This window comes from Sulfitobacter sp. 1A12157 (assembly GCF_043557345.1).
Classification (GTDB): Bacteria; Pseudomonadota; Alphaproteobacteria; order Rhodobacterales; family Rhodobacteraceae; genus Sulfitobacter.
On sequence record NZ_JBIFFV010000003.1, the window covers coordinates 261237 to 283920 of the forward strand.

General features: G+C 64.2%; 28 protein-coding genes. 4 read left to right on the forward strand and 24 right to left on the reverse strand.

Annotation, left to right across the window (positions count from 1 at the left end; translation table 11 throughout):
- Positions 1-68: 68 nt before the first annotated feature.
- From cysE to fabD, 24 genes are all read right to left on the reverse strand, one after another.
- A complete protein-coding gene (gene cysE, locus ACGYLC_RS07880) occupies positions 69-881 on the reverse strand; it encodes a serine O-acetyltransferase (protein ID WP_394403576.1) in 813 nt (270 codons plus the stop codon).
- A gap of 98 nt (positions 882-979) precedes the next feature.
- Positions 980-4909: a glycoside hydrolase/phage tail family protein gene (locus ACGYLC_RS07885; RefSeq protein WP_394422461.1), complete on the reverse strand. Its 3930-nt coding sequence runs from the start codon at positions 4907-4909 to the stop codon at positions 980-982.
- Positions 4909-5355 carry an NlpC/P60 family protein gene (locus tag ACGYLC_RS07890; RefSeq protein WP_394422462.1) on the reverse strand — a complete coding sequence of 149 codons (447 nt, stop codon included), beginning with the start codon at positions 5353-5355 and terminating at the stop codon, positions 4909-4911. Before ACGYLC_RS07890 ends, ACGYLC_RS07885 begins: the two co-directional genes overlap by 1 nt.
- Positions 5352-6239: a DUF2163 domain-containing protein gene (locus ACGYLC_RS07895; RefSeq protein WP_394422463.1), complete on the reverse strand. Its 888-nt coding sequence runs from the start codon at positions 6237-6239 to the stop codon at positions 5352-5354. The genes ACGYLC_RS07890 and ACGYLC_RS07895 overlap by 4 nt, the downstream gene beginning before the upstream one ends.
- The gene (locus ACGYLC_RS07900; RefSeq protein WP_394422464.1) at positions 6239-6871 is read right to left on the reverse strand and encodes a TIGR02217 family protein; all 633 of its coding nucleotides are present in this window, start codon (positions 6869-6871) and stop codon (positions 6239-6241) included. The genes ACGYLC_RS07895 and ACGYLC_RS07900 overlap by 1 nt, the downstream gene beginning before the upstream one ends.
- Before the next feature lie 27 nt (positions 6872-6898).
- Entirely contained in the window at positions 6899-7558 is a 660-nt protein-coding gene (locus tag ACGYLC_RS07905) for a phage tail tape measure protein (RefSeq protein WP_394422465.1), read from the reverse strand.
- Positions 7551-7763: a rcc01693 family protein gene (locus ACGYLC_RS07910; RefSeq protein WP_394422466.1), complete on the reverse strand. Its 213-nt coding sequence runs from the start codon at positions 7761-7763 to the stop codon at positions 7551-7553. The genes ACGYLC_RS07905 and ACGYLC_RS07910 overlap by 8 nt, the downstream gene beginning before the upstream one ends.
- Entirely contained in the window at positions 7760-8074 is a 315-nt protein-coding gene (locus tag ACGYLC_RS07915; protein ID WP_394422467.1) for a gene transfer agent family protein, read from the reverse strand. The genes ACGYLC_RS07910 and ACGYLC_RS07915 overlap by 4 nt, the downstream gene beginning before the upstream one ends.
- Before the next feature lie 2 nt (positions 8075-8076).
- On the reverse strand, positions 8077-8499 hold the full coding sequence (locus tag ACGYLC_RS07920) for a phage major tail protein, TP901-1 family (RefSeq protein WP_067263135.1): 423 nt from the start codon (positions 8497-8499) through the stop codon (positions 8077-8079).
- Positions 8500-8534: 35 nt separating this feature from the next.
- Positions 8535-8945, reverse strand: a complete 411-nt coding sequence (locus ACGYLC_RS07925; RefSeq protein WP_394422468.1) for a DUF3168 domain-containing protein — start codon at positions 8943-8945, stop codon at positions 8535-8537.
- Complete coding sequence (locus ACGYLC_RS07930) at positions 8942-9280, reverse strand: head-tail adaptor protein (protein ID WP_394400878.1); 339 nt, start codon at positions 9278-9280, stop codon at positions 8942-8944. Before ACGYLC_RS07930 ends, ACGYLC_RS07925 begins: the two co-directional genes overlap by 4 nt.
- Entirely contained in the window at positions 9277-9876 is a 600-nt protein-coding gene (locus tag ACGYLC_RS07935) for a head-tail connector protein (RefSeq protein ID WP_394400875.1), read from the reverse strand. Before ACGYLC_RS07935 ends, ACGYLC_RS07930 begins: the two co-directional genes overlap by 4 nt.
- A gap of 166 nt (positions 9877-10042) precedes the next feature.
- Entirely contained in the window at positions 10043-11221 is a 1179-nt protein-coding gene (locus ACGYLC_RS07940) for a phage major capsid protein (RefSeq protein ID WP_394422469.1), read from the reverse strand.
- Between the two features lie 20 nt (positions 11222-11241).
- Positions 11242-11865 (reverse strand): HK97 family phage prohead protease, encoded by a 624-nt coding sequence (locus ACGYLC_RS07945; protein ID WP_394422471.1) that lies wholly within the window; start codon positions 11863-11865, stop codon positions 11242-11244.
- Between the two features lie 22 nt (positions 11866-11887).
- Positions 11888-12115: a hypothetical protein gene (locus ACGYLC_RS07950; protein WP_394400868.1), complete on the reverse strand. Its 228-nt coding sequence runs from the start codon at positions 12113-12115 to the stop codon at positions 11888-11890.
- Positions 12105-13283, reverse strand: a complete 1179-nt coding sequence (locus ACGYLC_RS07955; RefSeq protein WP_394422472.1) for a phage portal protein — start codon at positions 13281-13283, stop codon at positions 12105-12107. The genes ACGYLC_RS07950 and ACGYLC_RS07955 overlap by 11 nt, the downstream gene beginning before the upstream one ends.
- A gap of 131 nt (positions 13284-13414) precedes the next feature.
- Positions 13415-14785: a DNA-packaging protein gene (locus ACGYLC_RS07960; protein ID WP_394422580.1), complete on the reverse strand. Its 1371-nt coding sequence runs from the start codon at positions 14783-14785 to the stop codon at positions 13415-13417.
- On the reverse strand, positions 14694-15038 hold the full coding sequence (locus ACGYLC_RS07965) for a hypothetical protein (protein ID WP_067261859.1): 345 nt from the start codon (positions 15036-15038) through the stop codon (positions 14694-14696). Before ACGYLC_RS07965 ends, ACGYLC_RS07960 begins: the two co-directional genes overlap by 92 nt.
- Positions 15039-15259: 221 nt before the next feature.
- The gene (gene mltG / locus ACGYLC_RS07970; protein ID WP_394400863.1) at positions 15260-16444 is read right to left on the reverse strand and encodes an endolytic transglycosylase MltG; all 1185 of its coding nucleotides are present in this window, start codon (positions 16442-16444) and stop codon (positions 15260-15262) included.
- Complete coding sequence (gene fabF / locus ACGYLC_RS07975; protein WP_394400861.1) at positions 16445-17704, reverse strand: beta-ketoacyl-ACP synthase II; 1260 nt, start codon at positions 17702-17704, stop codon at positions 16445-16447.
- A 142-nt stretch (positions 17705-17846) separates the two neighbouring features.
- Positions 17847-18380 carry a GNAT family N-acetyltransferase gene (locus ACGYLC_RS07980; protein WP_394422473.1) on the reverse strand — a complete coding sequence of 178 codons (534 nt, stop codon included), beginning with the start codon at positions 18378-18380 and terminating at the stop codon, positions 17847-17849.
- A 159-nt stretch (positions 18381-18539) separates the two neighbouring features.
- Positions 18540-18773 (reverse strand): acyl carrier protein, encoded by a 234-nt coding sequence (locus ACGYLC_RS07985; protein WP_067261852.1) that lies wholly within the window; start codon positions 18771-18773, stop codon positions 18540-18542.
- Between the two features lie 202 nt (positions 18774-18975).
- A complete protein-coding gene (gene fabG, locus ACGYLC_RS07990) occupies positions 18976-19713 on the reverse strand; it encodes a 3-oxoacyl-[acyl-carrier-protein] reductase (protein ID WP_394400856.1) in 738 nt (245 codons plus the stop codon).
- A gap of 68 nt (positions 19714-19781) precedes the next feature.
- The gene (gene fabD / locus ACGYLC_RS07995; RefSeq protein ID WP_394422475.1) at positions 19782-20714 is read right to left on the reverse strand and encodes an ACP S-malonyltransferase; all 933 of its coding nucleotides are present in this window, start codon (positions 20712-20714) and stop codon (positions 19782-19784) included.
- A gap of 224 nt (positions 20715-20938) precedes the next feature.
- Between fabD and rpsF the strand changes: the two genes are divergently transcribed.
- The 4 genes from rpsF (at position 20939) to ACGYLC_RS08015 (ending at position 22638) form a co-directional block, all read left to right on the forward strand.
- Positions 20939-21292, forward strand: a complete 354-nt coding sequence (gene rpsF, locus ACGYLC_RS08000; RefSeq protein ID WP_067261847.1) for a 30S ribosomal protein S6 — start codon at positions 20939-20941, stop codon at positions 21290-21292.
- A gap of 29 nt (positions 21293-21321) precedes the next feature.
- Complete coding sequence (rpsR, locus tag ACGYLC_RS08005; protein ID WP_005852865.1) at positions 21322-21549, forward strand: 30S ribosomal protein S18; 228 nt, start codon at positions 21322-21324, stop codon at positions 21547-21549.
- An 11-nt stretch (positions 21550-21560) separates the two neighbouring features.
- Positions 21561-22187, forward strand: coding sequence for a 50S ribosomal protein L9 (gene rplI / locus ACGYLC_RS08010; protein ID WP_067261846.1), 627 nt, complete (start codon positions 21561-21563; stop codon positions 22185-22187).
- Positions 22188-22347: 160 nt separating this feature from the next.
- Positions 22348-22638, forward strand: a complete 291-nt coding sequence (locus tag ACGYLC_RS08015; RefSeq protein ID WP_394422477.1) for a hypothetical protein — start codon at positions 22348-22350, stop codon at positions 22636-22638.
- The last annotated feature ends 46 nt before the right edge of the window (positions 22639-22684 follow it).

The window sequence follows — 22684 nt, forward strand, 5'->3', positions numbered from 1 at the left end:
GCTGCACCATTCAAACGAAGAAAGCCGGGGCATGCCCCGGCTTTTTAATGCGATACTGGCAACTGCCCCTATTCGGCGTCCGGCCCGAAAAGATGGTTCATCGACATCGACGGCTGATCGCAGCCCGCCTCCCCAACGATCCGCGCCGGGATCCCGGCAACGGTCTTGCAGGCAGGCACCGGCTCCAGCACAACCGACCCCGCCGCGATGCGGCTGCAATGGCCGATGGAGATATTGCCCAAAACCTTCGCGCCCGCGCCAATCAACACGCCATTGCCGATCTTGGGGTGACGGTCCTCTTCCTCTTTGCCAGTGCCGCCAAGGGTCACCGAATGCAGCATCGAGACGTTGTCGCCCACCACCGCCGTCTCACCGATGACGATGGAATGCGCGTGGTCGATCATGATGCCCTTGCCCATCTTGGCCGCCGGGTGGATATCCACGCCGAAAATCTCGCTCACCCGCATCTGGATGAAATAGGCCAGATCGCGTTTGCCCTTGGTATAAAGGTGGTGGCCCACACGGTAGGCCTGCACCGCCTGATAGCCTTTGAAATACAGAATCGGCTGCAACAGCCGGTGGCAGGCCGGGTCACGGTCATAGATCGCCACGAGATCGGCACGCGCTGCCGCCACGAGATCCGGGTCTTCGGCATAGGCTTCCTCGACCATCTCACGCACGACCATCATCGACATCTCATTCGACGAAAGCTTGGCCGCGATGCGGTAGGAAAGCGCATTCTCGATGGATTTGTGATGCAGGATACAGGCATGGACAAAGCCGCCGATCAGCGGCTCGTCGCGCACGGCATCTTCGGCCTCTTGCTGAATCTGATCCCAGACCGGGTCCACTTTCGAGATATGTCTGCGTGTCTGCGCCATGGGACGGGCTCCTTCACTCTGCCGTAAGGGTAGCTCATGCAATAGCGTAGGGCCATTTGTAAATCCGCACATGCTCAAAATCGTGATAACGCGCGGGCCTATCCGGTGACGGTCCGCCCCGTAGCCGGCCCAGCCCCATAGCTGGCCGAGACCTGCGCCACCGTCACGTCAAACGCCCCACTAACGCCATCCGCTGCCCGTGCGGAAGTGCTGTAGCTCCATCGCGGCGCTTCCAGCAGCACCTCCCGTCGCAATTGGTTGCCCTCGAAAACGCGCAGAAGGTAACGCTCACTTTCTTCACCAAGTGGCACCTCCGGCCCTTCCCAAGCGTCGCCTTCGATCCGTGTTCGGCGAATCCAGCCAAAGGTGATATCGCCATTGGCGCCAGCCTCGGCCCGCAGATGACAGGGGCTGTAGGGCCGCAGACCATTCCCGTCAAAGGCATGAACCTGATGCAGGTAAGAGGGGTCATCCACCGGTCGCCGCGCAGGCCCGATGCGGTAATGCTGTGCCACGCGGCGCAGATGCGGGCTCAGCTCGATCTGTTGCGGCGTTCCGTTCATCAGCACAAAGCGCGAGCCAGCGGGCCAAACCTCGGGTATCAACCCATCGCTGCCCGCCTGTCCGCGCAGACGGCCCGTCAGCCAATAGGTCATCGGGGCGACAAGCTGCACCTCTTGAAACTGGAACAACTCCCACCGGTCCGCGCTCCCATCCCCGATGGCGGCAAGGTTCGCCCCATTCAAAAGCGCCTCTCTGGTAACGGATTGAAGACTGCCGCTGGTCAGTTTGACCTCCAGCACCGGCCCCGCGTCGATCACCCCCGGCCGTGCCGCGCGCAGCGGCGTTTGGGTGACGCCCATGATCGACCGGTTCGCCACGATGGCGTTCAGCGCATAATCCGAATCCACGGCAGAACGGTAGACCGCGACAGACCCCGGCCACGGGGTCGCCGTCACCGCCAGATGCGGCGCATGGGGCACCTCGTCCCCGCGCAACAGCGGCAGGTCCATGAACTGCGGCAGAACCGGCAGCGGCGGGACGAAGGGGCGCAACGTTGCAAGCTCCTCTTCAAGCGGTGCGGGATCATAGACTTCGGGCTCAATCCGGACCGCGTCGATCAGCAACGAACCGGCCTGCTCCACCCGGTCGACGCGGTAGCGCCCCGGCCCCTCCGCCCCATCGCCCGGCAGTTCGATCACATCCCCCGCCCCGACAGCCATCTGCGACGGCGGCAACGCCAACCGCAGCGTCTCACGCGCAACGCGCGCTTCGGTCAGCCAACGTTCAGCCACCTGCCGCCCCTCGACCCTCGTCAGGGCCATGTTAAGCTCGGTCCCGGTGACCGCATGGGTCGCCTCATCCGCCAGAACCGCCTCTTCGGCAATCGCGTCGAAATCCGCATCGGCCTGAATGAACCGCAGCCGCACACGGCCCGAAACTTCGGCCTCCGCCTCGCGCAACTGCTTGGTCAGCCCGCTCAGGTCGGGGTGAACCGCGAGGCGATCTGGGTCGAGGGGCAGCGCATCCGCCCCGTCACGCATCTGAAACTGCAAAACCCCGTCGCGTTCGATTGCGTCGAACCCATAGCGCAGCATCAGCGGTTGCAAGGCGGTACGCGCCGCGCCAACCTCGGCCACCGTATAGCCGCGCACATAGCCGAACAGCGCGGAGGTATCGAAATGTACCACACCCGCCCGGCGGCAAATCTCCCCCACGACCGAGGCCAGCGACCGCGCCGAGGCCCGCCCGTTCAGCCAGTGGCCCCGGCTGTAATTCTCCCCATCGCTCCAGAGATCGACATTATTGGGAAAGAAGGGAAACGGCCGCGTGTCCCATGCCCAGACGAAAGCGCGGGTCATATCCAGCATCGGCGCGTCATATTCATCCGAGATCGGGTTATGCGCCGGATCGCACCAGTAGTCCGAGATCGCGCGCAGGTATTGCATCTGCATCAGATCGTCCCGCGCGCCGGTGGAATAATGCGGCAAAGCGCTTTCCGAGCTCTTCAGATCGAGGAACTTGTTGGGCTGGTTCGCCCCTTTGTCGATGGCCGCGCAGCCGTATTCCGTGAACCAGATCGGTTTCGACATCGGCTGCCATTCCGTTGGGGCCGCCTGCCGCTGCCCGCCAATACGCGGATGGTGATAATTCTCCCACCAGCGGCGCAGGTCTTTGTAGCGGTAGACCCAAGGCTCATCATGCGCGCCATCGGTGATCGGCGTGCGGATCTGCGCGTCGCGGGCCTCGGGCGAATGGTAGTACCAATCATAGCCCTCGCCGCCTTCAATGTTGGATTTCAAATAGCCGACATCGTAGATCGCGGGCCAGTTCTCGCCGTCCAGATGCCCCTCCTCGTCGCGCCAATCGGACAGCGGCATGTAGTTGTCGATCCCGATGAAGTCGATCTGCGGATCGGCCCATAACGGATCGAGGTGAAAGAAGACATCGCCGCTGCCATCCTGCGGGTGATAGCCGAAATACTCTGACCAATCAGCGGCATAGCTGATCTTGACCTCTGGCCCCAACAAGGCGCGCACCTCTCCGGCCAAGGCCCGCAGCGCGGCCACCGCCGGGAAACTGTTCCCCGCCGCGCGTATCTGCGTCAGCCCGCGCATTTCCGAGGAGATGCAAAAGGCCTCGACCCCGCCTGCCGCGGCGCAGAGCGCGGCATAGTGCAAGATGAACCGCGACAGGGTCCATTCCTCGGGGCCACTGTAGACGACCGAGCCTTCGCCTACCGCGAAATCCGCAGCGGTGACGGCTCCGAAAAACGCGGCCACCTCGGCTTCTGCCGCCGCCGTACCATCCGGGCTGCCCGGTTGCCCCGGGGCCACCGAAAGCGTGATCCGCCCGCGCCACGGCAGGCGGGGCTGGTCCTCGGCATCGCTATAGGGGTCCGGCAGCCCGTTGCCTTCGGTCTGATCCATCAAGATGAACGGGTAGAACATCACCGCCTTGCCCGCCGTCTTCAGCGCGTGGATGGCCTCGACCACCGCCGCATCGGCTGGCGTGCCGCCGTAGATCGGGCGCGCGTCTTGCTGGGCGATCACCTCCGCCGTGCCACGCGTCACACCAGAGACCCGCCAAGGCATGTTCTCGCCGTCAATATCCGGGTCTTCGACCTTGGGGCGCAGGCGACAGTCGGCGCAGCGCAGATCGCCCCCAAACCACGACACAACGAGAGAGGCCGCTTCCAACCGTGGCAATTCCTCGGTCAAGCTTTCCAAGGACACCGCGAAATCGGTCTTGGCGGCGGGCGAATTGACATTGGCGCTCCACCGGCTGCCGGGGCCGTCGGTGTAATGCACCGGCGTCGTCGCCAGCGCGTATTCCCCCGTGCCGGGGATCAAGGCGACCCCCTGAACACCATAGGCAGGCGCGTGTTCCCACCCCGGCGCCTGCGCCTGTTCGGGGCGCATCACCTCGAAAGAGAACTGCGGCACCCTGTTGCCGAATTGTGCAAGCGGGAGGTCTTCCATAACGACATAGGCCGTGCCGCGATAGGCGGGCACCCGATCTGCGCCCTCGATCGCGGCGATGGTCGGGTCAGGCTGCTGGTCCGCCGCGCCCCGGTAAACGCGCATGTTCAGATCATTGGGGGCAATCTCCTCCCCATCCGCCCAGATGCGCCCGACGCTGGTGATCTCCCCTTCACAAAGCGCGATGGCAAGGCTGACGGTATAGCTGTATTCGGTGGTCTTCGGCGACGGCGGGCCGCCCTTGCCGCCGCCACTGACTTGGGTGACCTCTTGGAACTGCGAGGCCCAAATCACATGCCCCGCCAGTCGCATCCGCCCGTATAGCTGCGCGATCGCCGCCCCCTCGCCCGAGCCTGTCAGGCGAAAGCGATCCACCTTACCGGTCTCGACCGCCTCCCCGCCTTGGCCAAGCAGGCGCTGATCCACCAATCGCCCAAGGCTCGCCCCCACCGCGCGGCCCACCGCGACCGAAGACAGCCCCGCCAGCGTGCCCCCGATGGAGCCGCCAACCGCCGCCCCCGCTGCCGAAAGAACAATCGTCGCCATCAGGAGACCTCCTCAGGAAATAGAAATCGCGCCACGACGCGCCGCTGCCATGGCGGGCTGAGCGGGCTTTCCACCACCCCGTGCCGCGCATAGGCGTGAATGAAACTGGCGTTGGCCCCGACGCGGGCCTGCAGCCCAAGATGTTTTGCCACCGCGCCCTGCCGCATTCGGAAAAGCAACACGTCACCAGGGGCAGCATCGCCGCTGTCTTTTACCGCCATATGCCGCAAGGCCGCCGCCCAGAGCCGCTCCTCCCCCTGCGGCTCGGACCAATCCATCGAATAGGCCGGGACCGCCTCAGGCTCCGCGCCCAGCAACTCCCGCCAAAGCCCCCGGATCAGCCCGAGACAATCGCAGCCCGCCCCTTTCGTTGCGGCCTGATGCACATAGGGCGTCCCGATCCATCCGCGGGCGGCCTGCACCAAACCCTCCCCCGCCGCGCTCATCGGCGCGACCCGCCGCCGTTCGCACCGTCCGACCGGGGCACGGCCATCATCCAATCGTCCCCCGGCAGATCGGGAAAGCCGCGATAGTTCAGCAGGTTGTTGAACTTCAACCGACAGGTTTCCATCCGCTTGTCGCAGCCTGCGGTAATCCGAACACGGGTGCCCGGCGCCACCGCGGCGCGGATCGGCTGCCAAAGCTCGATCACGCGCTCCCCGTCCTCGCGGTAGTCACGTTTGACCATGCCCCAGAGCCCGGCCGCCGGCCCCTCCAGCACATCAAGCCGCCCCCGGGCGAACCAACCCTCCTCGTAGCCCGGAAAAGCTGCCCAACGGAAATACTGCGCCTCCGACACCGTCTCGACCGCGCGCGTCTCTGCATAGCCGGGCGCGGTGAGATCGAACCCGCACGCGCTATCCCCCAAGACCGCCGAACAGGGCTTTTGATAGACCCGCCCCAAGGGCCGGTTGAGCGGTTCCGTCAGCCCGCGCAACTCAGCGCGAAAGCTGCCTCCCGCGCGGTGCAACTCACCGATTGAGCCGCGAAATTGCAGCAGCCGCTGCGCGGGGTCCGCCCAGTTCACCAACCACGCCTGCACCTCGGCCCCATCAAAGCGCCCTTGTTCGATCTCATCCTCGCGGATCGCATCATCGCTGAGCGCGCCAAGCGCCTCTGTGTTATCAACCGACAGCCCGCTGGTTTGGGCCAGCGCCCGCGCGCTCAGCCCGGTATCGGCGCGAAAGGTGACCCCGTCGAACACCAGCGGCATGTCGTGGTCGGTAAAGGCAAACACCGCCCCATCCGCGCGCGTCACCTGCCAGCAATGGCAGAGCGTCGTCACGCCCTGCGCGATATGGGCGGCAAAATCCCTATCCAGCCCCGCCATCAAACCCGCACCTCGATCACCGGCACATCGGGCACCTGTCCGGCCTGAAAACTCTCGACCGAGACCAGAATGCGGTCGGTGTCAAAGCGCACCGGCACGTCGAACTCGAAACCCGCGAAAATCTCGATCTCAGGGTCGGGCGGATGCGCAAAGGTGATGATCCCGCTCTCTGCGTCGACCTCATATTCGACACCCTCGCGCAACTCATCTTGCTCAAGCCCCACGCGCACCGTTCCCGCCACCGGTTTGGTGATCGGACGGCGATAGGATTGCGCGCCCGAGCGGTAAGTCTTGGTCAGTTGAAACGCCGCCCGGACCCCATCCCCATAGCCGATGCTCTGGTCGTCGAAAGCCACCGGAAGCGCCATCTTCCCCGACTTATAGTCGGCCCAATCCTTCCAGCGAAAGCCGTACATCTGTCCCATACGCGCCTCGAAAAAGGCAATCAGCACCTGTAGATCGTCGATCGAGCGCATCCCCAACCCGGCATCGTAAACCCGCCGCGAATGGGCCCATGGCGTGTTGCGCTCCTCATGGCCGTTGGCCAAGGTGACCACATCCGTCTGCCGCCGCGGCCCCCCGACAGAACCAAAGCTCAACGACGGGGGAAATCTGACCTCGTGAAACTGCATGATCTACTCCTTTATCCGCCGCGTGGCCTATCGGTTGCGGTTGCCGGTGCTGAGGGCACGGCTCAACTGTGCGGCAATCTGGCTTTGGCTGCGCTGAAACCCCTGCACATCGGGGCTGGTGATATTCATCACGACGGTCGTCGCGCCGCCGCCCATGCCGCGCACGCCCAGCTTGCCATCCGCCCCCCGCGCCAAGGGCATGATCGCCTCCGGCCCGGCCTCCCCCATCAGCCCCGTGCCGCCGCGCATGGGAAAGGCCGTGGCCGAGGTCACCACACCGCCCTGCGCGAAGGGCATGACCTTACCTTGCGAGAAAGGCGCGCCATCGGCGAAGGGCAATATCCCCTCCACGATGCTGCCCACACCCTCGCTGATCAGCCCGCCGAAATGGTCCGTCACCGGGCGCATCGCGGCATTGTAGGTCGTGCGGATCATCGACTGCGCCAAGTCGCTCAGCGCGTCCGAGAGTTTGGCCCCGTCAAAGACCACCCCGTCGAAGGCCCGCCGCAACCCACGGCTCAGCCCCTTCTCAAGGGTCGCCACGTCTTTGCCCGTCGCGGCAAGCGCGCCGCGCATCCGCCTTAGCTCACCATCGAACCCGGCCACCAAGCCGCTGGTCTGCGCCAACGTCTCATTCAACCCCTCGGCGCGGCTCTCAAGGTTCTCGAAATCGTCAAAGTCAGCCATCACCGGCCCCTTTCGTCTCATCTGGATAGGCCGCCATCAGCGCGGCGAGACCGTCGCTCAGCAGCGGCGCGGGGCCGGACTTCGGCCCCAGCATCAACTGCAACTCCGCCGGCGTCAGCGCCCAGAATTGGTCCGGCAGCAGCCCCAATCGCGACAGCCCCACCCGCAGCAACGCGGACCAGTCAAAGCCGCGTGCCGGGCTCATGCCTGCACCGTAAAGGCCCGCGCCAGCAATTCCGCCGCGGCCCGTGCCGCCGCCATCGGCCCACCCTCGATCTGCGCGTGCTCAAGCGTCGCGGCATCCATCTGCGCCCCGCCGCCGCGCAGCCCGGCCAGCAGCAGCGCCAAGACATCCCGGCTCGAAAAACGATTGCCTTCAAACCGCTCGACCAGCGCGACAAGGCTGTCGGACTGCAACGCCATCTCTAACTCGGCCAAAGCCCCAAGGGTCAGCCGTGCCTCATGACGTTCACCATCAATCACGATGCTCACCTCGCCGCGCCACGGGTTGGTCATGCTCACACCACCACATCGGGGGTAAAGATCAGCTCCCCCGCCGATTGCAGGCTAAGCTCAAAGGTGGCCTCCCCATTCAGCGACCCCGCGTATTCCAAAGCGGAGACCTGAAACGGCCCCTGCACCACGCCGAAATCCGGAATGATTACCTGAAAATCCGGCGTCAGCCCGTTGAAGAACAACTGCCGCGCCCGTTCGTCCGTGCCCGCATCGCGAAATACTCCCGACCCGCTGATCGCGGCTGAGCGGACACCCGCACCCGCCAGCAACTCCCGCCAACCGCCACTTGAATCGAGCGAGGTCACATCCACCGTCTCAGCGTTGAAACTCACCCGTTTGGCCCTGAGCCCGGCGATCGTCTCGAACTGCCCATCGCTGGTCATATCCACTTTGACCAATAGGTCTTTGCCCGCTTGAACTGCCATCACTGTCTCCTCGCACCAATCTGAAATCTAAAGTCTTATGCGTCCGCGACCCGGGCGCGGAATTGCAGGTCGATCCGCCGGGCCGAGGCCCCGTCAATCCGCCGCGCCGCAGCTTTGAGAAAAGCCATATCCACCACACGCCCCCGGCCGAGCGCCGGCTCCGCCCCATGCAACAGGTCCGAGATCACCGCCGCGCAGCCCTTCGCCGTGCTGAACCCCGGCGCGCTGGTGACGACAGACAGGGTCAGGCGATGCTCCGCGCCCGCGCCCTCAGGGTCTGACGCATCCTTCGCCATCTCCTGCCCAAGCAGAACGTAGGTCTCGGGCAAGCTCCCCCCCGGCACCGCGTCATAGACCGCGTCACCGATCAACGCGGTGAGCCCTGGATCACCCTGCAACAGATCATAAACCGCCGCTTGCAAAGCCCCTGAAAGCGCGTAGGTCATACCGCCACCTCTTCGTCGGCAAAGCAGATCAGATACCGCCCGCCCGCATCGCTCTCGGCCACGGCCCGGATCACGAAAACCCGCGTGCCCTCGCGAAACCGCTGCGCGGGGGTCGGTCGCTGCGGGGTGCCCTCCGGCGCCGCACGCACTGTGATCTTGACCCCCATCCGGCTGACGGCCACACCGCCCTGCGCGGTCTCCCGCCCCGTGCGCGCGCGCAGCTCGGCCCAGAGGGTGCCCAAGGGCTGCCAGACTTCGCGATGCCCCCCCGCGCCATCGCTCACGCGCTGCGGCGCTTCCAATATAAGGGGCCGGTTCAACTGCGGGCGGCTCATGCCGTTCCCCCAAAGCCGAGGCGCACCCGGCGGTGGCGTTCGATCAGGCTGCTGACGCCAAAGGGCATGCACCCTTCGCCAAGCGCCGTATCGTCGCGGTATTCATAGTAATGCGCCGCCAGCAGCATCACCGCTTGGGCCAGATCATCGGGCAATCCACTCCAATCGGCGGCCATGCCCGCGTCGAAATTGATCAGAGCGGCTCCGGCGCTCGGGATGCGCGGCAGGGCCGCGGTGCTGGCGCGCAAACGCGGCGCTTGGGCATCGCGCTCCAGCCAGTAGCGCTCGGGGTTCACCGACGTTTCCACCCCGTCTCGCGCCACCAGCGCCACCCGCGCGATCTCTTGCACCGGTGCCACGGGCAAGACCTGCGCCGCCGCATCGCGCCAGAAGGTCAGCGACAGGGCAAAACGCCGAACGATAAGCACCTTGCCCGTCCGCGCCTCCACCGCCGCCATCGCCGCGCGCAGGAAACTGCGCAACACCGGGTCTTGAAGGCCGTCCTGCGCAAAGCCGGTGCCAAGGCGCAGATGCATTCTGAAGGCCTCAACCGGCAAGACCGCATCCGGCACATTTGTCTCTTCGATCAACATCATCGAACGTCTCCAAAAATCGCTCCCGCGCCCCTTGGGGCCATGCGGTTAATCCCGGACGCGCACCGGTTGCATTGCTCGGTCGGAGGGGAGCAGCTAGACAACGCAACCTTGCAGGCGCACGTCCGGACCGGGGCCAAGTTGCCCCGGCCCCGGCTTCGGCACCAGCTTACGCCAGGCCGAATTTCATCAGCTTGATCGCCGCGAAATCGCTCACGTCGCCGCCGACACGTTTGGTGGCATAGAAAAGCACATGCGGCTTGGCACTGAACGGATCGCGCAGGATCCGCAGATCGGGGCGCTCGGCCACGGTGTAGCCTGCCGAGAAGTCGCCAAAGGCGATGGCCATCGCATCGGTCGCCGGATCGGGCATGTCCTCGGCCACCAGCACCGGATAGCCCATGAGCCGCGCAGGCTCCCCCGCCGCCAACCCGTCCGACGACAGGAACCGCCCGTCGGTGTCTTTCAACTTGCGCACCTTGGCCGTGGTCTTGGAGTTCATCACGAAGACCGCGTTCTTGCGGTAGGCCGCGCCAAGGGCGTACACCAATTCGATAATCGCATCGGCCTCGGGGTTGGCATTGGTGCCGCTGGGAACATAACCCAGATTGCCCCAGCTCCAGACGTCGTTATCGACCGCCGGATGGGTCAAAAAACCGGTGGGCTTGTCGATCCCGTCACCGCTGACAAAGGCCGCGGCCTCGGCCCGTGCGAATTTGTCGGCGATACGCCCCGCCAGCCAACCTTCGATATCAAAGGCGCTGTCATCCAGCAGACGCTGGCTCGCCTTAGGCAGCGCGCTCAGCTCATGCAGCGGCACGGTGATCCGGTCGATTTGGGGCGTGTCCGTCTCGGCCTGCGCGCCGCTCTCGGTCGCCCAACCAGCGCCCACATCGGCGTGATCGACCAGCACGTCATAAGACGTGGCCTCCACCTGCACCACCGAGGCAATCGCGCGGATCGACGCGCCTGCGTTCAGCACAGATTGCACCCGGTCTGCCGTCTGGGGATCCACCAGATAGCCACCATCCAAATTAACCGCCGTCGACATCGATTTGCCGTCCAGTTCCAGCCCGCGCAGCCCGTCGTCGTCGCCGTTGCGCAGATAGGCGTCAAAGGCTTTCTTATGCGGCGCATCGTGATCGATCGCGCCCCCCAAAGGGCTGCGGGCAGGCAGGGTCATCTTGCGGTCCATCATGGCAATTCGCTCTTCTGATTGTTGAAGTTTCGTATTGATTTCGGCCCGAAAGCCGTTGAAGTCACTGACAAAACCGCTCACGGCCTGCCGCACTTCCTCTGCCGGGGACAGGTCTTTGCCCGCCTTTGTGCTCATCTCACTCTTGGTCATCGCTTTCCCTCTGATCTTGCTCAGTCAAACTCAGGCACAGCCCGCGCCATCTCGGCCCGCGCGGCATCAAAGGCCGCCGCCATCTCGCGCAGGACATGGCCCACGGCCCTGAACTCTCCCTTGGCCGCGACCCGCGCTAACGGCAGCATCGGGAAGGTCACCAAAGACACCTCCCAAAGCTCCAGCTCCGAGAGCAGCCGCTGCCCCTTGGTGGTCTTGCCCGCCTTAACGGTCCGGTAGCCGATGCTGAGCCCGTCGATGGCCCCCGCCTCAATCAGCGCCGCCGCTTCTCGACCCTTGGCCACAGTGCTGAGGATACGCCCCTTGACCCAAAGACCCCGGCCATCCTCGCGCACCTCGTCCCAAACGCCGATGGGCTGGGCCGGGTCATGCTGCCACAGCATCTTGACGCTGCGGCCCGCCTTCGCGACCGCCGCAAGGCTCGCGGCATAGGCCCCCGCTTCGACCACATCGCCGCCCTGATCAACCGCGCCAAAGAGGCTGGCATAGCCGCTGATCTCCAGCCCATCCTCCACCGGCGTCACGCTGCCGAAACGGGCAAATTTATGCTCCAACCCGCTTCCCACAGGCACAGCTTCCCCGTTCTCCGGCCAGCCGCCAGAGGCATCCAATTGATACGTCATCGTTTTTCCCTCGTTCAGCCCACTACGGCGCCACCGCCAGAAAGGATTGCATCGCCTGCGCCAAGATCACCGCCACCACGCCGTAGACCGTAAGCCACAGCCGCCGCTCCAACCGCTCCATCATCTGCTCGATCCGGTCGAGCCGCTTTTGCATGTTCTCGCGGTGCACCGCGCTGAGCGTCTCATGCGCCTGAAGCCGCAACCCCGGCGCGCATTCGAAACGCTCGATCTCACGCAGCTCAGGCATCATCGGCCACCGCCGGAAGCCCCAACAGGCTGCGCTTCTCGGCATCGCTCAGAAACGCCGCAGCAGAGACCCGCGCCCATTGCGCATCGCGCTCCGCCGCCAATGCAGGCACTTGGTCAAGGTCCGGCTTCACCATCACCGCCGCCCCCAGATACCCGCTCAGCCACTCCGCCAATGCTGCCGTCACCCGTGTCGCCAAGGGCAGCACCGTCAGCCGATAGAAAGCCCGATGCGCCTCTTGATAATTCGCGTAAGTCGCATCGCCCTGCACGCCGATCAGCATCGGCGGCACACCAAAGGCCAGCGCGATCTCCCGTGCCGCACTCTCCTTGGTCTTTTGAAACTCCATGTCCGAGGGCGAAAAGCCCATCGGCTTCCAGTCGAGCCCGCCCTCCAGCAGCATCGGCCGCCCGGCATTGCGCGCGCCCTGATGATGGCTCTCCATCTCACTCACCAGCCGGTCATACTGGTCCTCGCTCAGCTTGCCCTGCCCCTCGGCCCCGCGATAGACGATCGCACCAGAGGGCCGCGCGGCATTGTCCAACAGCGCTTTCGACCACCGGCTCGCCGCGTTATGCACATCCATCGCCATGGCCGCCGCCTGCATGGGGCTGAACCCGTAGTGATCGTCCTGCGGGTGAAAGTTGCGGATATGACAAACCGGCGTCGCCGCACCGCTCGCATCAAAACGGTGCTTGCGCCCGCCCACCGCATACTCATAGGCGACAGGCCAGCCATCCGCCCCCGGCACCACGCTCATCCGGTCCGAGCGCAGCACATGCAGTTCTACCGGCAAACCGCTCTCACCGCCCACGGCTTCGACATAGCCATCGCCGCTCAAAAGCATCTGCCCATAGAGCGCCTCGAGCATTTCCGCCCGGCCTTGACCCGCATTCGGGCGGCGCATCAGCTCGATCAGCGGGTGTTCATCATAGCGCCGTGCGCTGTCCTGCACGACCAGCGGCAGCGCCGCCGCAGCCTCGGCAATCAGCTTGACCGAGCGGAACCCCACCGGATTGCCGCAGAACCCGGCGCGCGTCAGGCTTACGCTATCGCGCGGGCTCCAGGCGACACGACCCGAGGTCTGATAGGCGACGACCGGCCCCGTGGCAGATGCCTTGCGCTCCGCTGTCTCACCCGCCGCGCCCCGCCGTAGAAAATCGAATACCATGTCGTCGCTCCTCATTCTGCCCGGCCCCGGCGGCGAAGACCTGCCCCGCATTGCCCGGCGTTGTCAGACTGTCCCTGAAATCTCTTAACGCTGGAGAAACCCACCGTGCGCTGCCCCGCGCAACGGCCCGCTCACAGGCTTCGCACCCCCGGGCTGCGCCACTGCGCAGCAGGTTCGATCATCAGCTCATGCAGCGCCCAAACCAACGCATCGACGCGGTCCGGGCTGCCCTTGCCCTCGTACCCCCGCGCCGTCATCAGACACATCTGATCCTCCAGCGCATCGAGCCCCGGCAAATGGCTCACCCGGCCCTGCTCATAAAGCGCGGCCACTGGCTCTGCCCGCGCCACCTTGCCCCGCGCCGCATGCACGGTCTTGAGCGAGACCAGCGGATCGACCTGTCGCAAGACCTCGCCGACCAACTGCCCACCCTGATTGACCTCGGCCACCAAGCGATCCGCCCCATAGCGCGTCATCGCCGCAATCGCCGCCTGCGCCCAGCCATTGGGCGTGGCCCCCTGCACCGTGCAATCAGCGAGCACCACCGCCCGCCAATCCTGCGGCGGCCCCTTGGTCTGTGCGCCCACCACCAGGATGCCGCACTCATCCGACCCCGCCCCGCTGGTCGTCGCCGGGTCGAGGCCCACCACAATGCGGTCCAACTCCGGTGCCTCTCGCAGGCGCCCCGCTTCCAACAAGCCCGAGGTCCAGAGCGCCCCCTCTGCGTCCGCCAAGAGCACGCCATCCAACTCCTGCCGCCCCAACCGCGTCCCGCGGTAGCGCGCCCGTACTTCCTCAAGAAACGACCCCGCCAGATTGGCCGCATTCGCCTCTGTCGGCGCATGGGTCGTCACCGTCGAAGGCGCGGCCAAAAGCGCTTTCAACACATCCACATTGCGCGGCGTCGTGGTGACACAGACCTGAGGCCGCTCCCCCAAGCGCAGCGCAAACTGCAACTGGTCCCAAGCCTCCTGCCCGCGTTTCCACTTCGCCAATTCATCCACCCAAGCCGCATCAAACTGCGGGCCGCGCAGCCCTTCAGGGTCATGCGCCGTATGCACCGTAGCAATCGCCCCATTCGGCCAGACCAACCGCTTGCGCGTCGCCTCCCAATCGGGCCGCCGATCCGGCGGGCTACAGGCCAGAATGCCGCTGTCGCCAAAGATCATCACCTCACGCACCTGCTCGATGGTCTCGCCCACCAGCGCCACGCGACTACACGCACCGGGGTCAAGCGGTCGGCTCCCCTCAACCTTGCTGCGCACCCATTCCGCCCCGGCCCGCGTCTTGCCCGCGCCGCGCCCGCCCATGATCACCCATGTCCGCCAATCGCCCTTGGGCGGCAATTGGTGGTCAAGCGCCCAGAACTCGAACAAAAAAGGGAGAGCCAGAAGCTCTCCCTCACCGAGGTCATTCAGAAACTGCGCCTGGGTCTGAGCATCGGCGCAGGCGATCCAGCTTGCACCCGATGTCAGCCCGCGCTTTGTCCATGTCGAGGGCATAGCCCCCGCGCGCGATTCCAGCTTGTCGGTTTCGACAGTCATTCAGCGTGTTCTCCGCTTTCAGGCAATGCGCCAGCAATCCCGCCACTTTGGACGTTTTGCCAGACACCGCAGTTTCCTTGAGTTCCCCCCCGGACCGGGCCTGTTCCGTCAGGCCTTCGATTTCCCGGCGCAACGCGCCGATTGCTTCTTGGAGACCGCGCAGGATTTCCGCGCTGTCTTCCGTCTCTTGCTCCGGGGTAATGATCGTCATCGCTTTACCTCTTGTTGGTTATCCCCAACCGAGCAGACACAAAAAAACGACCACCGGGTCCCCCCGGGGCCGTTCGCCCATGTCCTCTAGCGTGCCACAAGCCCTACGTCAGACCGTGCGCAAAGTCAAGAAAAACTGTGTTAACAAGACCTTACAGCGCCGTTCGGTAAAGTACCCGGGCAATAAAAACCCCGCTGTCTCCAGCGGGGTTTTCAAATCTCTCAGTTTCCGCCCGTTGAGGCATTGCCCGCCGCTTCCGCGCCGCGCTCCGCCTCGATCTCGCGCCAGCGTGCGACATTGCGGTTATGCTCGTCCAAGGTTTCCGCAAAAGCGTGCCCCCCGGTGCCATCCGCCACGAAGAAAACGAAATCCGTCTCCGCCGGTTGCGCCGCCGCCATCAGGCTCGCCCGGCCCGGGTTGGCGATGGGGGTGGGCGGCAGACCGTCGATCACATAGGTGTTCCACGGCGTCTCTGCCCGCAGTTCCGAGCGCCGCAGTCCCCGGCCCAGCACGCCCTTGCCCTCGGTTACCCCGTAGATCACCGTGGGGTCGGTCTGAAGCCGCATCCCTTGGTTCAAACGGTTCACGAAAACGCTCGCCACCTGCTCACGTTCGGCAGCGACACCGGTTTCCTTTTCGATGATCGACGCAAGGATCAACAGTTCTTCGGGCGTCTCGATCGGCAGATCGGGGTCGCGCGCCTCAAAGGCTTCGGCCAAGAGCACCTCTTGCGCTGCGGCCATTCGTGCGATCACCTCGGCGCGGTCGTCGCCCGGGCGCACCTCATAGCTATCGGGCGCGAGGCTGCCCTCGGCCGGAAGCTCCTCAACCTCGCCAGTCAATTGCTCGACCTGCTTGAGCGCTTCGACAACTTGCCAGCTGGTCACACCTTCGGCCAATGCCACACGAAACCGCGTGTCGTTCTTGCTGGAGATTTCGGAATATGCCTCAGGGGCCTCTTCCTCACCCGGCGTGAACTCTGCGCGTTCGACGAAACGGCTGGTGACCGGGTCCAACTCGCGAACCTGCACGCTCACCCGGTTCACGCCCACGCGATAAACAACCTCGGTGCCGCAGGTGCTGGCCCCGCCTTGGGTCACGATATCCACGATCCCCTGCATCGAGGTGCCGGGCTGCACCAGAAAGCTGCCCGCTTTCAGGCTGCTCGACTTCTCCTCATAATCCGCGCCAATGCGAAAGATCGCGGGCGAGGAAACCGCGCCCTGTTCCTCAAGGTTCTGGCTCACCTGCCGCATATTCGAGCCGCGCTCGACCTGCACACAGATCGCCTGCTCCAACGGCCCTTCCGAGACATAGGCCGACTTGCCCCAGAGGATGATCCCCCCAAGCAGAAACAGGCCGACCAACAGAAACGTCACGGCGTTAGAGGCGATATGACGCCACATTTAGCTGACTTTCCCGAACAGAACCGAAGCGTTGGTGCCGCCGAACCCAAAGGAGTTGCTAAGCGCCACGTCGATCTTGCGCTCGACCTTCTTGTTCGGCGCGAGATCGATCTTGGTCTCCACCGCCGGATTGTCGAGGTTGATCGTCGGCGGCGCCACCTGATCTCGGATCGCGAGCATGCAGAAGATCGCCTCGATCGCACCCGCGGCGCCCAAAAGGTGCCCGGTGGCGGATTTGGTCGAAGACATGGTCACATTGCCCGCCGCATCGCCCATCAGACGCTCGACCGCGCCCAATTCAATCGTGTCGGCCATGGTCGAGGTGCCATGCGCGTTGATGTAATCCACATCCGCAGGCTCCAGCCCCGCGTTCTTCAGCGCAGCCCGCATGGAGCGTTCGCCGCCCTCGCCATCCTCGGAAGGGGCGGTGATGTGATGCGCATCGCCCGAAAGGCCATAGCCCAAGACCTCGGCATAGATTTTGGCACCGCGCGCCTTGGCGTGTTCATACTCTTCCAGCACCACGATGCCCGCGCCCTCGCCCATGACGAAACCGTCGCGGTCCACGTCATAGGGGCGGCTGGCCTTTTGCGGATCGTCGCCGCGTTTGGTCGACAGCGCCTTGCAGGCGTTAAAGCCCGCCATGCCGATCTCGCAAATCGCCGCCTCGGCACCGCCCGCGATCATCACATCCGCATCACCGTATTTGATCAGCCGCGCCGCATCGCCGATGGCATGCGCGCCGGTCGAGCAGGCGGTCACGACCGAGTGGTTCGGCCCCTTGAAACCATAGCGGATCGACACCTGACCCGAGATCAGGTTGATCAGCGCGCCCGGTACGAAGAAGGGGCTGACCCGGCGCGGGCCTTTTTCGTGCATCATCACGGCAGTATTGGCGATGGAGTTCAACCCCCCGATGCCCGAGCCAATCAGAACGCCGGTGCGCTCCTGATCTTCCTGTTCGGTCGGCATCCAGCCCGAATCTTCAACCGCCTGCTGGGCGGCCGCCATGCCGAAGAGGATGAAGGTATCGACCTTGCGCTGTTCTTTCGGCTCCATGTATTTATTGGCATCGAAGGTGCCATCGCTGCCGTCACCCAAAGGGACTTCGCAAGCGTATTGGGTCACCAGTTTGCTGGCGTCAAAGCCGGTGATCGGCCCGGCCCCGGATTGCCCATCGAGGATCCGTTTCCAGCTTTCTTCCACGCCGTCCGCGAGCGGGGTAACCAAACCCAAACCCGTTACTACAACTCTGCGCATCTCAGTGCCCCTTGCCGATAATGTCTCGGCGAACCTCTTACCCTGCAAAAGCCTGTAGGCACAAGCATATCGGCAGGGGTCCGCAGGCAAAGCGCAAAAACGCCGATGGGTCAGATCTCAGGGGCCGCCGCCCGATTGGGGCTCAGTCCGGCGGGCCGCGCCGGGTCATCAGATGCACCGCGCCGCCTGCCGTTGTCACGTCGCGCAGCGCCTGATAGCCAAGCGCCCCCGCGATCCGCAAAGCGGCCTCGTTCCCCGCAGAGATCACGCAAACCGTCCGGCCCGTGATCACCCGATCAAACCACTCATGCGCGGCGCGGGCGGCCTCGGCTCCCAGCCGCTGGTCCTGCGCCTGAGGGGCCAAGACCAGCCGCGCTTCGGGATAAGTGTCGAAATCCTCACCGAAATTGCGGGTGCCAAAGACGAAACCGGTCTGGCCCAACATCTCGCGCTGGCGATGGAGCTGCACCGCCCACTGCCCAAATCCCGTGATCTGCCAATGGCCCGCGTTGCGCAGAAAAGCGTCCCATGACTGCCCCTTGGGCCGAGGTTGGTCGAGGATCCGGTCCGCCACATCGGGCATCGCCCAAATCTCGGCATAGCGCTGAAAGTCCTCGGCGCGCATGGCGCGCAGGGTCAGTCTGGCGGTGTTGATGGTCGGGATCGTGCGGGACATGGGGTGAATTGCCTTCACGCTTGAGACTTCTTGGCGCAGACATGCGGCCTCCGCCTCCAAGGGACAAGCCCACCCCGTCCAGACAAATAAAAACGGCGTCATTCCGCTAGGAACAACGCCGTTTTCAAAACTCAAATCCGCCGGTCGCCCGGCAAAGCCTTAGGAGGCTTCTTTGATGAACTTGACCGCATCGCCAACGGTCTGGATGTTCTCAGCCGCGTCATCGGGGATCTCGATGCCGAACTCTTCTTCGAACGCCATCACCAGTTCCACGGTGTCGAGGCTGTCTGCGCCGAGATCGTCGATGAACGACGCATTCTCAGTCACTTTGTCCTCTTCCACGCTCAGGTGTTCTACAACGATCTTTTTCACGCGGTCTGCGACGTCGCTCATAATAAGTCCTCATGTCTTCGGGCCATTCAAGGCCCCTTTTGGTTTCCGCCCGCCGATGATCAGCGTTTGGAGGATGCCCCAAAAGGGGCGGCTATTTCCTTGTTCGCACAAGGCGCAGGGGGTGATCAAGCACCCTCCGTTTCGATTCTGCGCCCCCTTTAGCACATGCGCCGGGCTTGGCAAACGCTATTGAGGCGCAGGGTCACAACATGGCCATACCGCCGTTCACATGCAAGGTGGTCCCTGTCACATAAGCGGCCTCGGCGCTGGAAAGATAGACCACGGCGGCGGCGATCTCATCCGGGTCGCCCATGCGGCCTGCGGGAATTTGCCCCATGATTCCAGACTTTTGCTCATCCGTCAGCTTGTCGGTCATGGCGGTGGTGATGAACCCCGGCGCCACGGCGTTCACGGTGATCCCGCGGCTTGCCACCTCATAGGCCAGCGACTTGGACATGCCCACGACACCCGCCTTCGAGGCCGCGTAATTCGCCTGACCGGGGTTGCCTGTGGCGCCCACCACGCTGGAGATATTGATGATCCGGCCCCAACGCGCCTTCATCATGCCGCGCATCACCCCTTTGCAGAGCTTGAAGGTCGCGGTGAGGTTCACGTTCAGCACCGAATTCCACTCGTCATCCGACATGCGCATGAAAAGATTGTCGCGGGTGATGCCCGCGTTGTTCACCAGAATATCGACCGAACCCATGGCCTCCGCCGCCTGTTTCGGCAGCGCGTCGACGGCCTCCATATCGCTCAGGTTACACGGCAGCACATGGGCGCGTTCGCCCAACTCGGCCTTTAGCGCCTCAAGCGGTTCGGTCCGCGTGCCCGACAGACCAACGGCGGCGCCTTGGGCGTGCAGCTTGCGCGCGATATCCGCGCCAATGCCGCCCGAAGCGCCGGTGATCAGGGCATTCTTTCCTGTAAGATCGAACATGTCTCTTCCTTTATTCCCTTAAAGGGCGCGAGGCCCCGATGCGGCGGAAATGCCGCTTATTCTATGCCTCAGACGTCAGAAGCGGCTTTTACCTCATCCGGCGTGCCGATGCTGCGGGTGGCGAGACTCTTGTCGATGCGTCGGATCATGCCCGAAAGCGCCTTGCCCGCGCCGATCTCCCAAGCCTCGGTCACGCCTTGAGCCGCCATCCATTCGACGGAGGAACGCCAGCGCACCGGGCCCGTGACCTGCTCGACCAGCAACTCGCGGATGCGGGCGGCGTCCGAAACCGCCTCGGCGGTGACATTGGCCACCAGCGGCACGACGGGGTCGTTGAAGGTCACCTCGCCAAGTGCTTTCGCCATTTCTTCCGCAGCCGGCCCCATCAGTGGGCAATGGAAAGGGGCGGAGACGGGCAGCAGCAGCGCGCGCTTGGCCCCGGCGTCCTTGGCCATGGCGACGGCGCGTTCGACCGCGGCCTTCTCGCCCGAGAGCACGTTCTGGCTCGGGTCGTTTTCATTGGCGACCTGACAGACCGCGCCCTCGGCAGCGGCTTCGGCCAGTTTCTCGGTCTCTTCGATGCCAAGGCCGAGAATCGCCGCCATGGCGCCCTCGCCCACCGGCACCGCGGCCTGCATGGCCTTGCCGCGGATCCGCAGCAGCCGCGCGGTGTCGGCCAGTGACAGGGCACCTGCGGCACAGAGCGCGGAATATTCGCCGAGGCTGTGACCGGCCACGAAAGCGGCTTTCTCAACGGTCACACCCTCAGCCTTCAGCGCGGCCATGGCAGCCATCGAGGTCGCCATCAGCGCGGGCTGGGCGTTTTCGGTCAGGGTCAGCGTCTCGATGTCGCCCTCCCAGATCAGCTCCGACAGCTTCTCGCCCAAGGCCGCATCGACCTCGTCGAAAACGGCGCGGGCCTCGGGGTAGGCTTCGGCCAGATCGCGGCCCATGCCGATGGTCTGGGCGCCCTGCCCGGGGAAAACGAATGCGATGCTCATGGTTGCAGCCTCTTATTAGCGGTTTCACCCGATGTATCGCGTCCCATGCCGCAAGGGCAAGCCCGTCCCGGCCCACGCGGCCCCACCAAGGGGTTGCCGTAGCCGGGAAACCGTGTATACGGGCGCTTCCTTGCACAGCATATGAACCGCGCAGACTCTCGTGGTGGGGAGCAAGGATGACCGCCCCGCCTATGAAATGCGCCTTGATACAAATAGGAGTGCACATGCCGCTTTATGAGCATGTTATGATTGCGCGTCAGGACCTGTCCAACACGCAAGCAGAAGGCCTCATCGAACACTTTGGCACCGTCCTCGCGGACAACGACGGCAAGCTCGTCGACAGCGAGTACTGGGGCGTCAAGACGATGGCCTACAAGATCAACAAGAACCGCAAGGGCCACTATGCCTTCCTGCGTTCGGACGCACCCGCGACCGCCGTGCAGGAAATGGAACGCCTGATGCGTCTGCATGATGACGTGATGCGCGTCCTGACCATCAAGGTCGACGAGCACAAGGAACTGCCCTCCGTGCAGATGCAGAAACGTGACGAACGCGACAACCGTCGCGAGCGCCGTTGATCGCCAGCTTGAAGAAGAGGACATAAACCATGGCTGCAAAACCATTTTTCCGCCGTCGCAAAGTCTGCCCCTTCTCGGGCGACAACGCACCTGCGATCGACTACAAGGACACACGTCTGCTGCAACGCTACATCTCTGAGCGTGGCAAGATCGTTCCTTCCCGCATCACCGCCGTATCGGCCAAGAAACAACGCGAGCTGGCCCGTGCCATCAAACGCGCCCGTTTCCTCGCCCTGCTGCCCTACGCCGTCAAGTAAGGAGAGAGCACATGCAAGTTATCCTTCTGGAACGTGTGGCCAAACTGGGCCAGATGGGCGAAGTCGTGGACGTAAAGCCCGGCTATGCCCGCAACTACCTGCTGCCGCAGGGCAAGGCGCTGTCGGCCTCCAAGGCCAACGTCGAAGCCTTTGAAGGCCAGAAAGCCCAGCTCGAAGCACAGAACCTCGAGACCAAGAAAGAAGCCGAGAAACTCGCCGAGAAGCTGAACGGTCAGCAGTTCGTCGTGATTCGCTCCGCTTCCGACGCCGGCGCGCTCTACGGCTCCGTCACCACCCGTGACGCCGCCGAAGCCGCGACCGCCGAAGGTTTCTCGATCGACCGCAAACAGGTCGTTCTAGGCAACCCGATCAAGGAACTGGGCGTGCACGACGTGCGCATCATCCTGCACCCTGAAGTCGACGCCACGATCGAGCTGAACGTTGCCCGTTCGCCCGAAGAGGCCGAGCTTCAGGCATCGGGCAAATCGATTCAGGAACTGGCCGCCGAAGAGGAAGCCGCCGCTGAATTCGAGATCTCCGAACTCTTCGACGACATCGGCTCCGCCGCTGACGAAGACGGCGACTCGGACGTGGTGCGCACCCCCGAGGGCGACGCACAGGACGACAGCAACAGCTGATCCGGCCTGTCCGATCTGACATGAAACGCCGCGCGGTCCCCGCGCGGCGTTTTCTTTTGTGACGGAGCGAGAACCGCCCGGCCTGCGCCTCTGACGCAAAGCCCTGCAAAAACAGCGCGATTTATGCTATGATACCTCCATTCAGCATGGAGGATGACACATGCGTTACATCACCATCACCACTTGGGAACTCACCGACGGGGCGGATTACGACCTGGCCCTGCGCGCCATCGAAGAAAAGCGCCTGCCCGCCCTCAAGGGTTTTGGCGCCAACCGCATCACCGTGGTCCGCACCTCTGAGCGGACCAGTGCCGTGATCACCGAATGGCCCGACAGGGCCACGCGCGACGCCGCCGAACTCAAGATCGACGAGGTCCGCCGTTCGGTAAAGCGCGAAGATCAAAGCCGCATGACCGGCGAAATGAAAGGCGAAATCGTCGCCGACGTTTAAGCGTGGCGGAAAGCCGCGCCTGACGCCTCGAAGCTTGGGCAAGGGG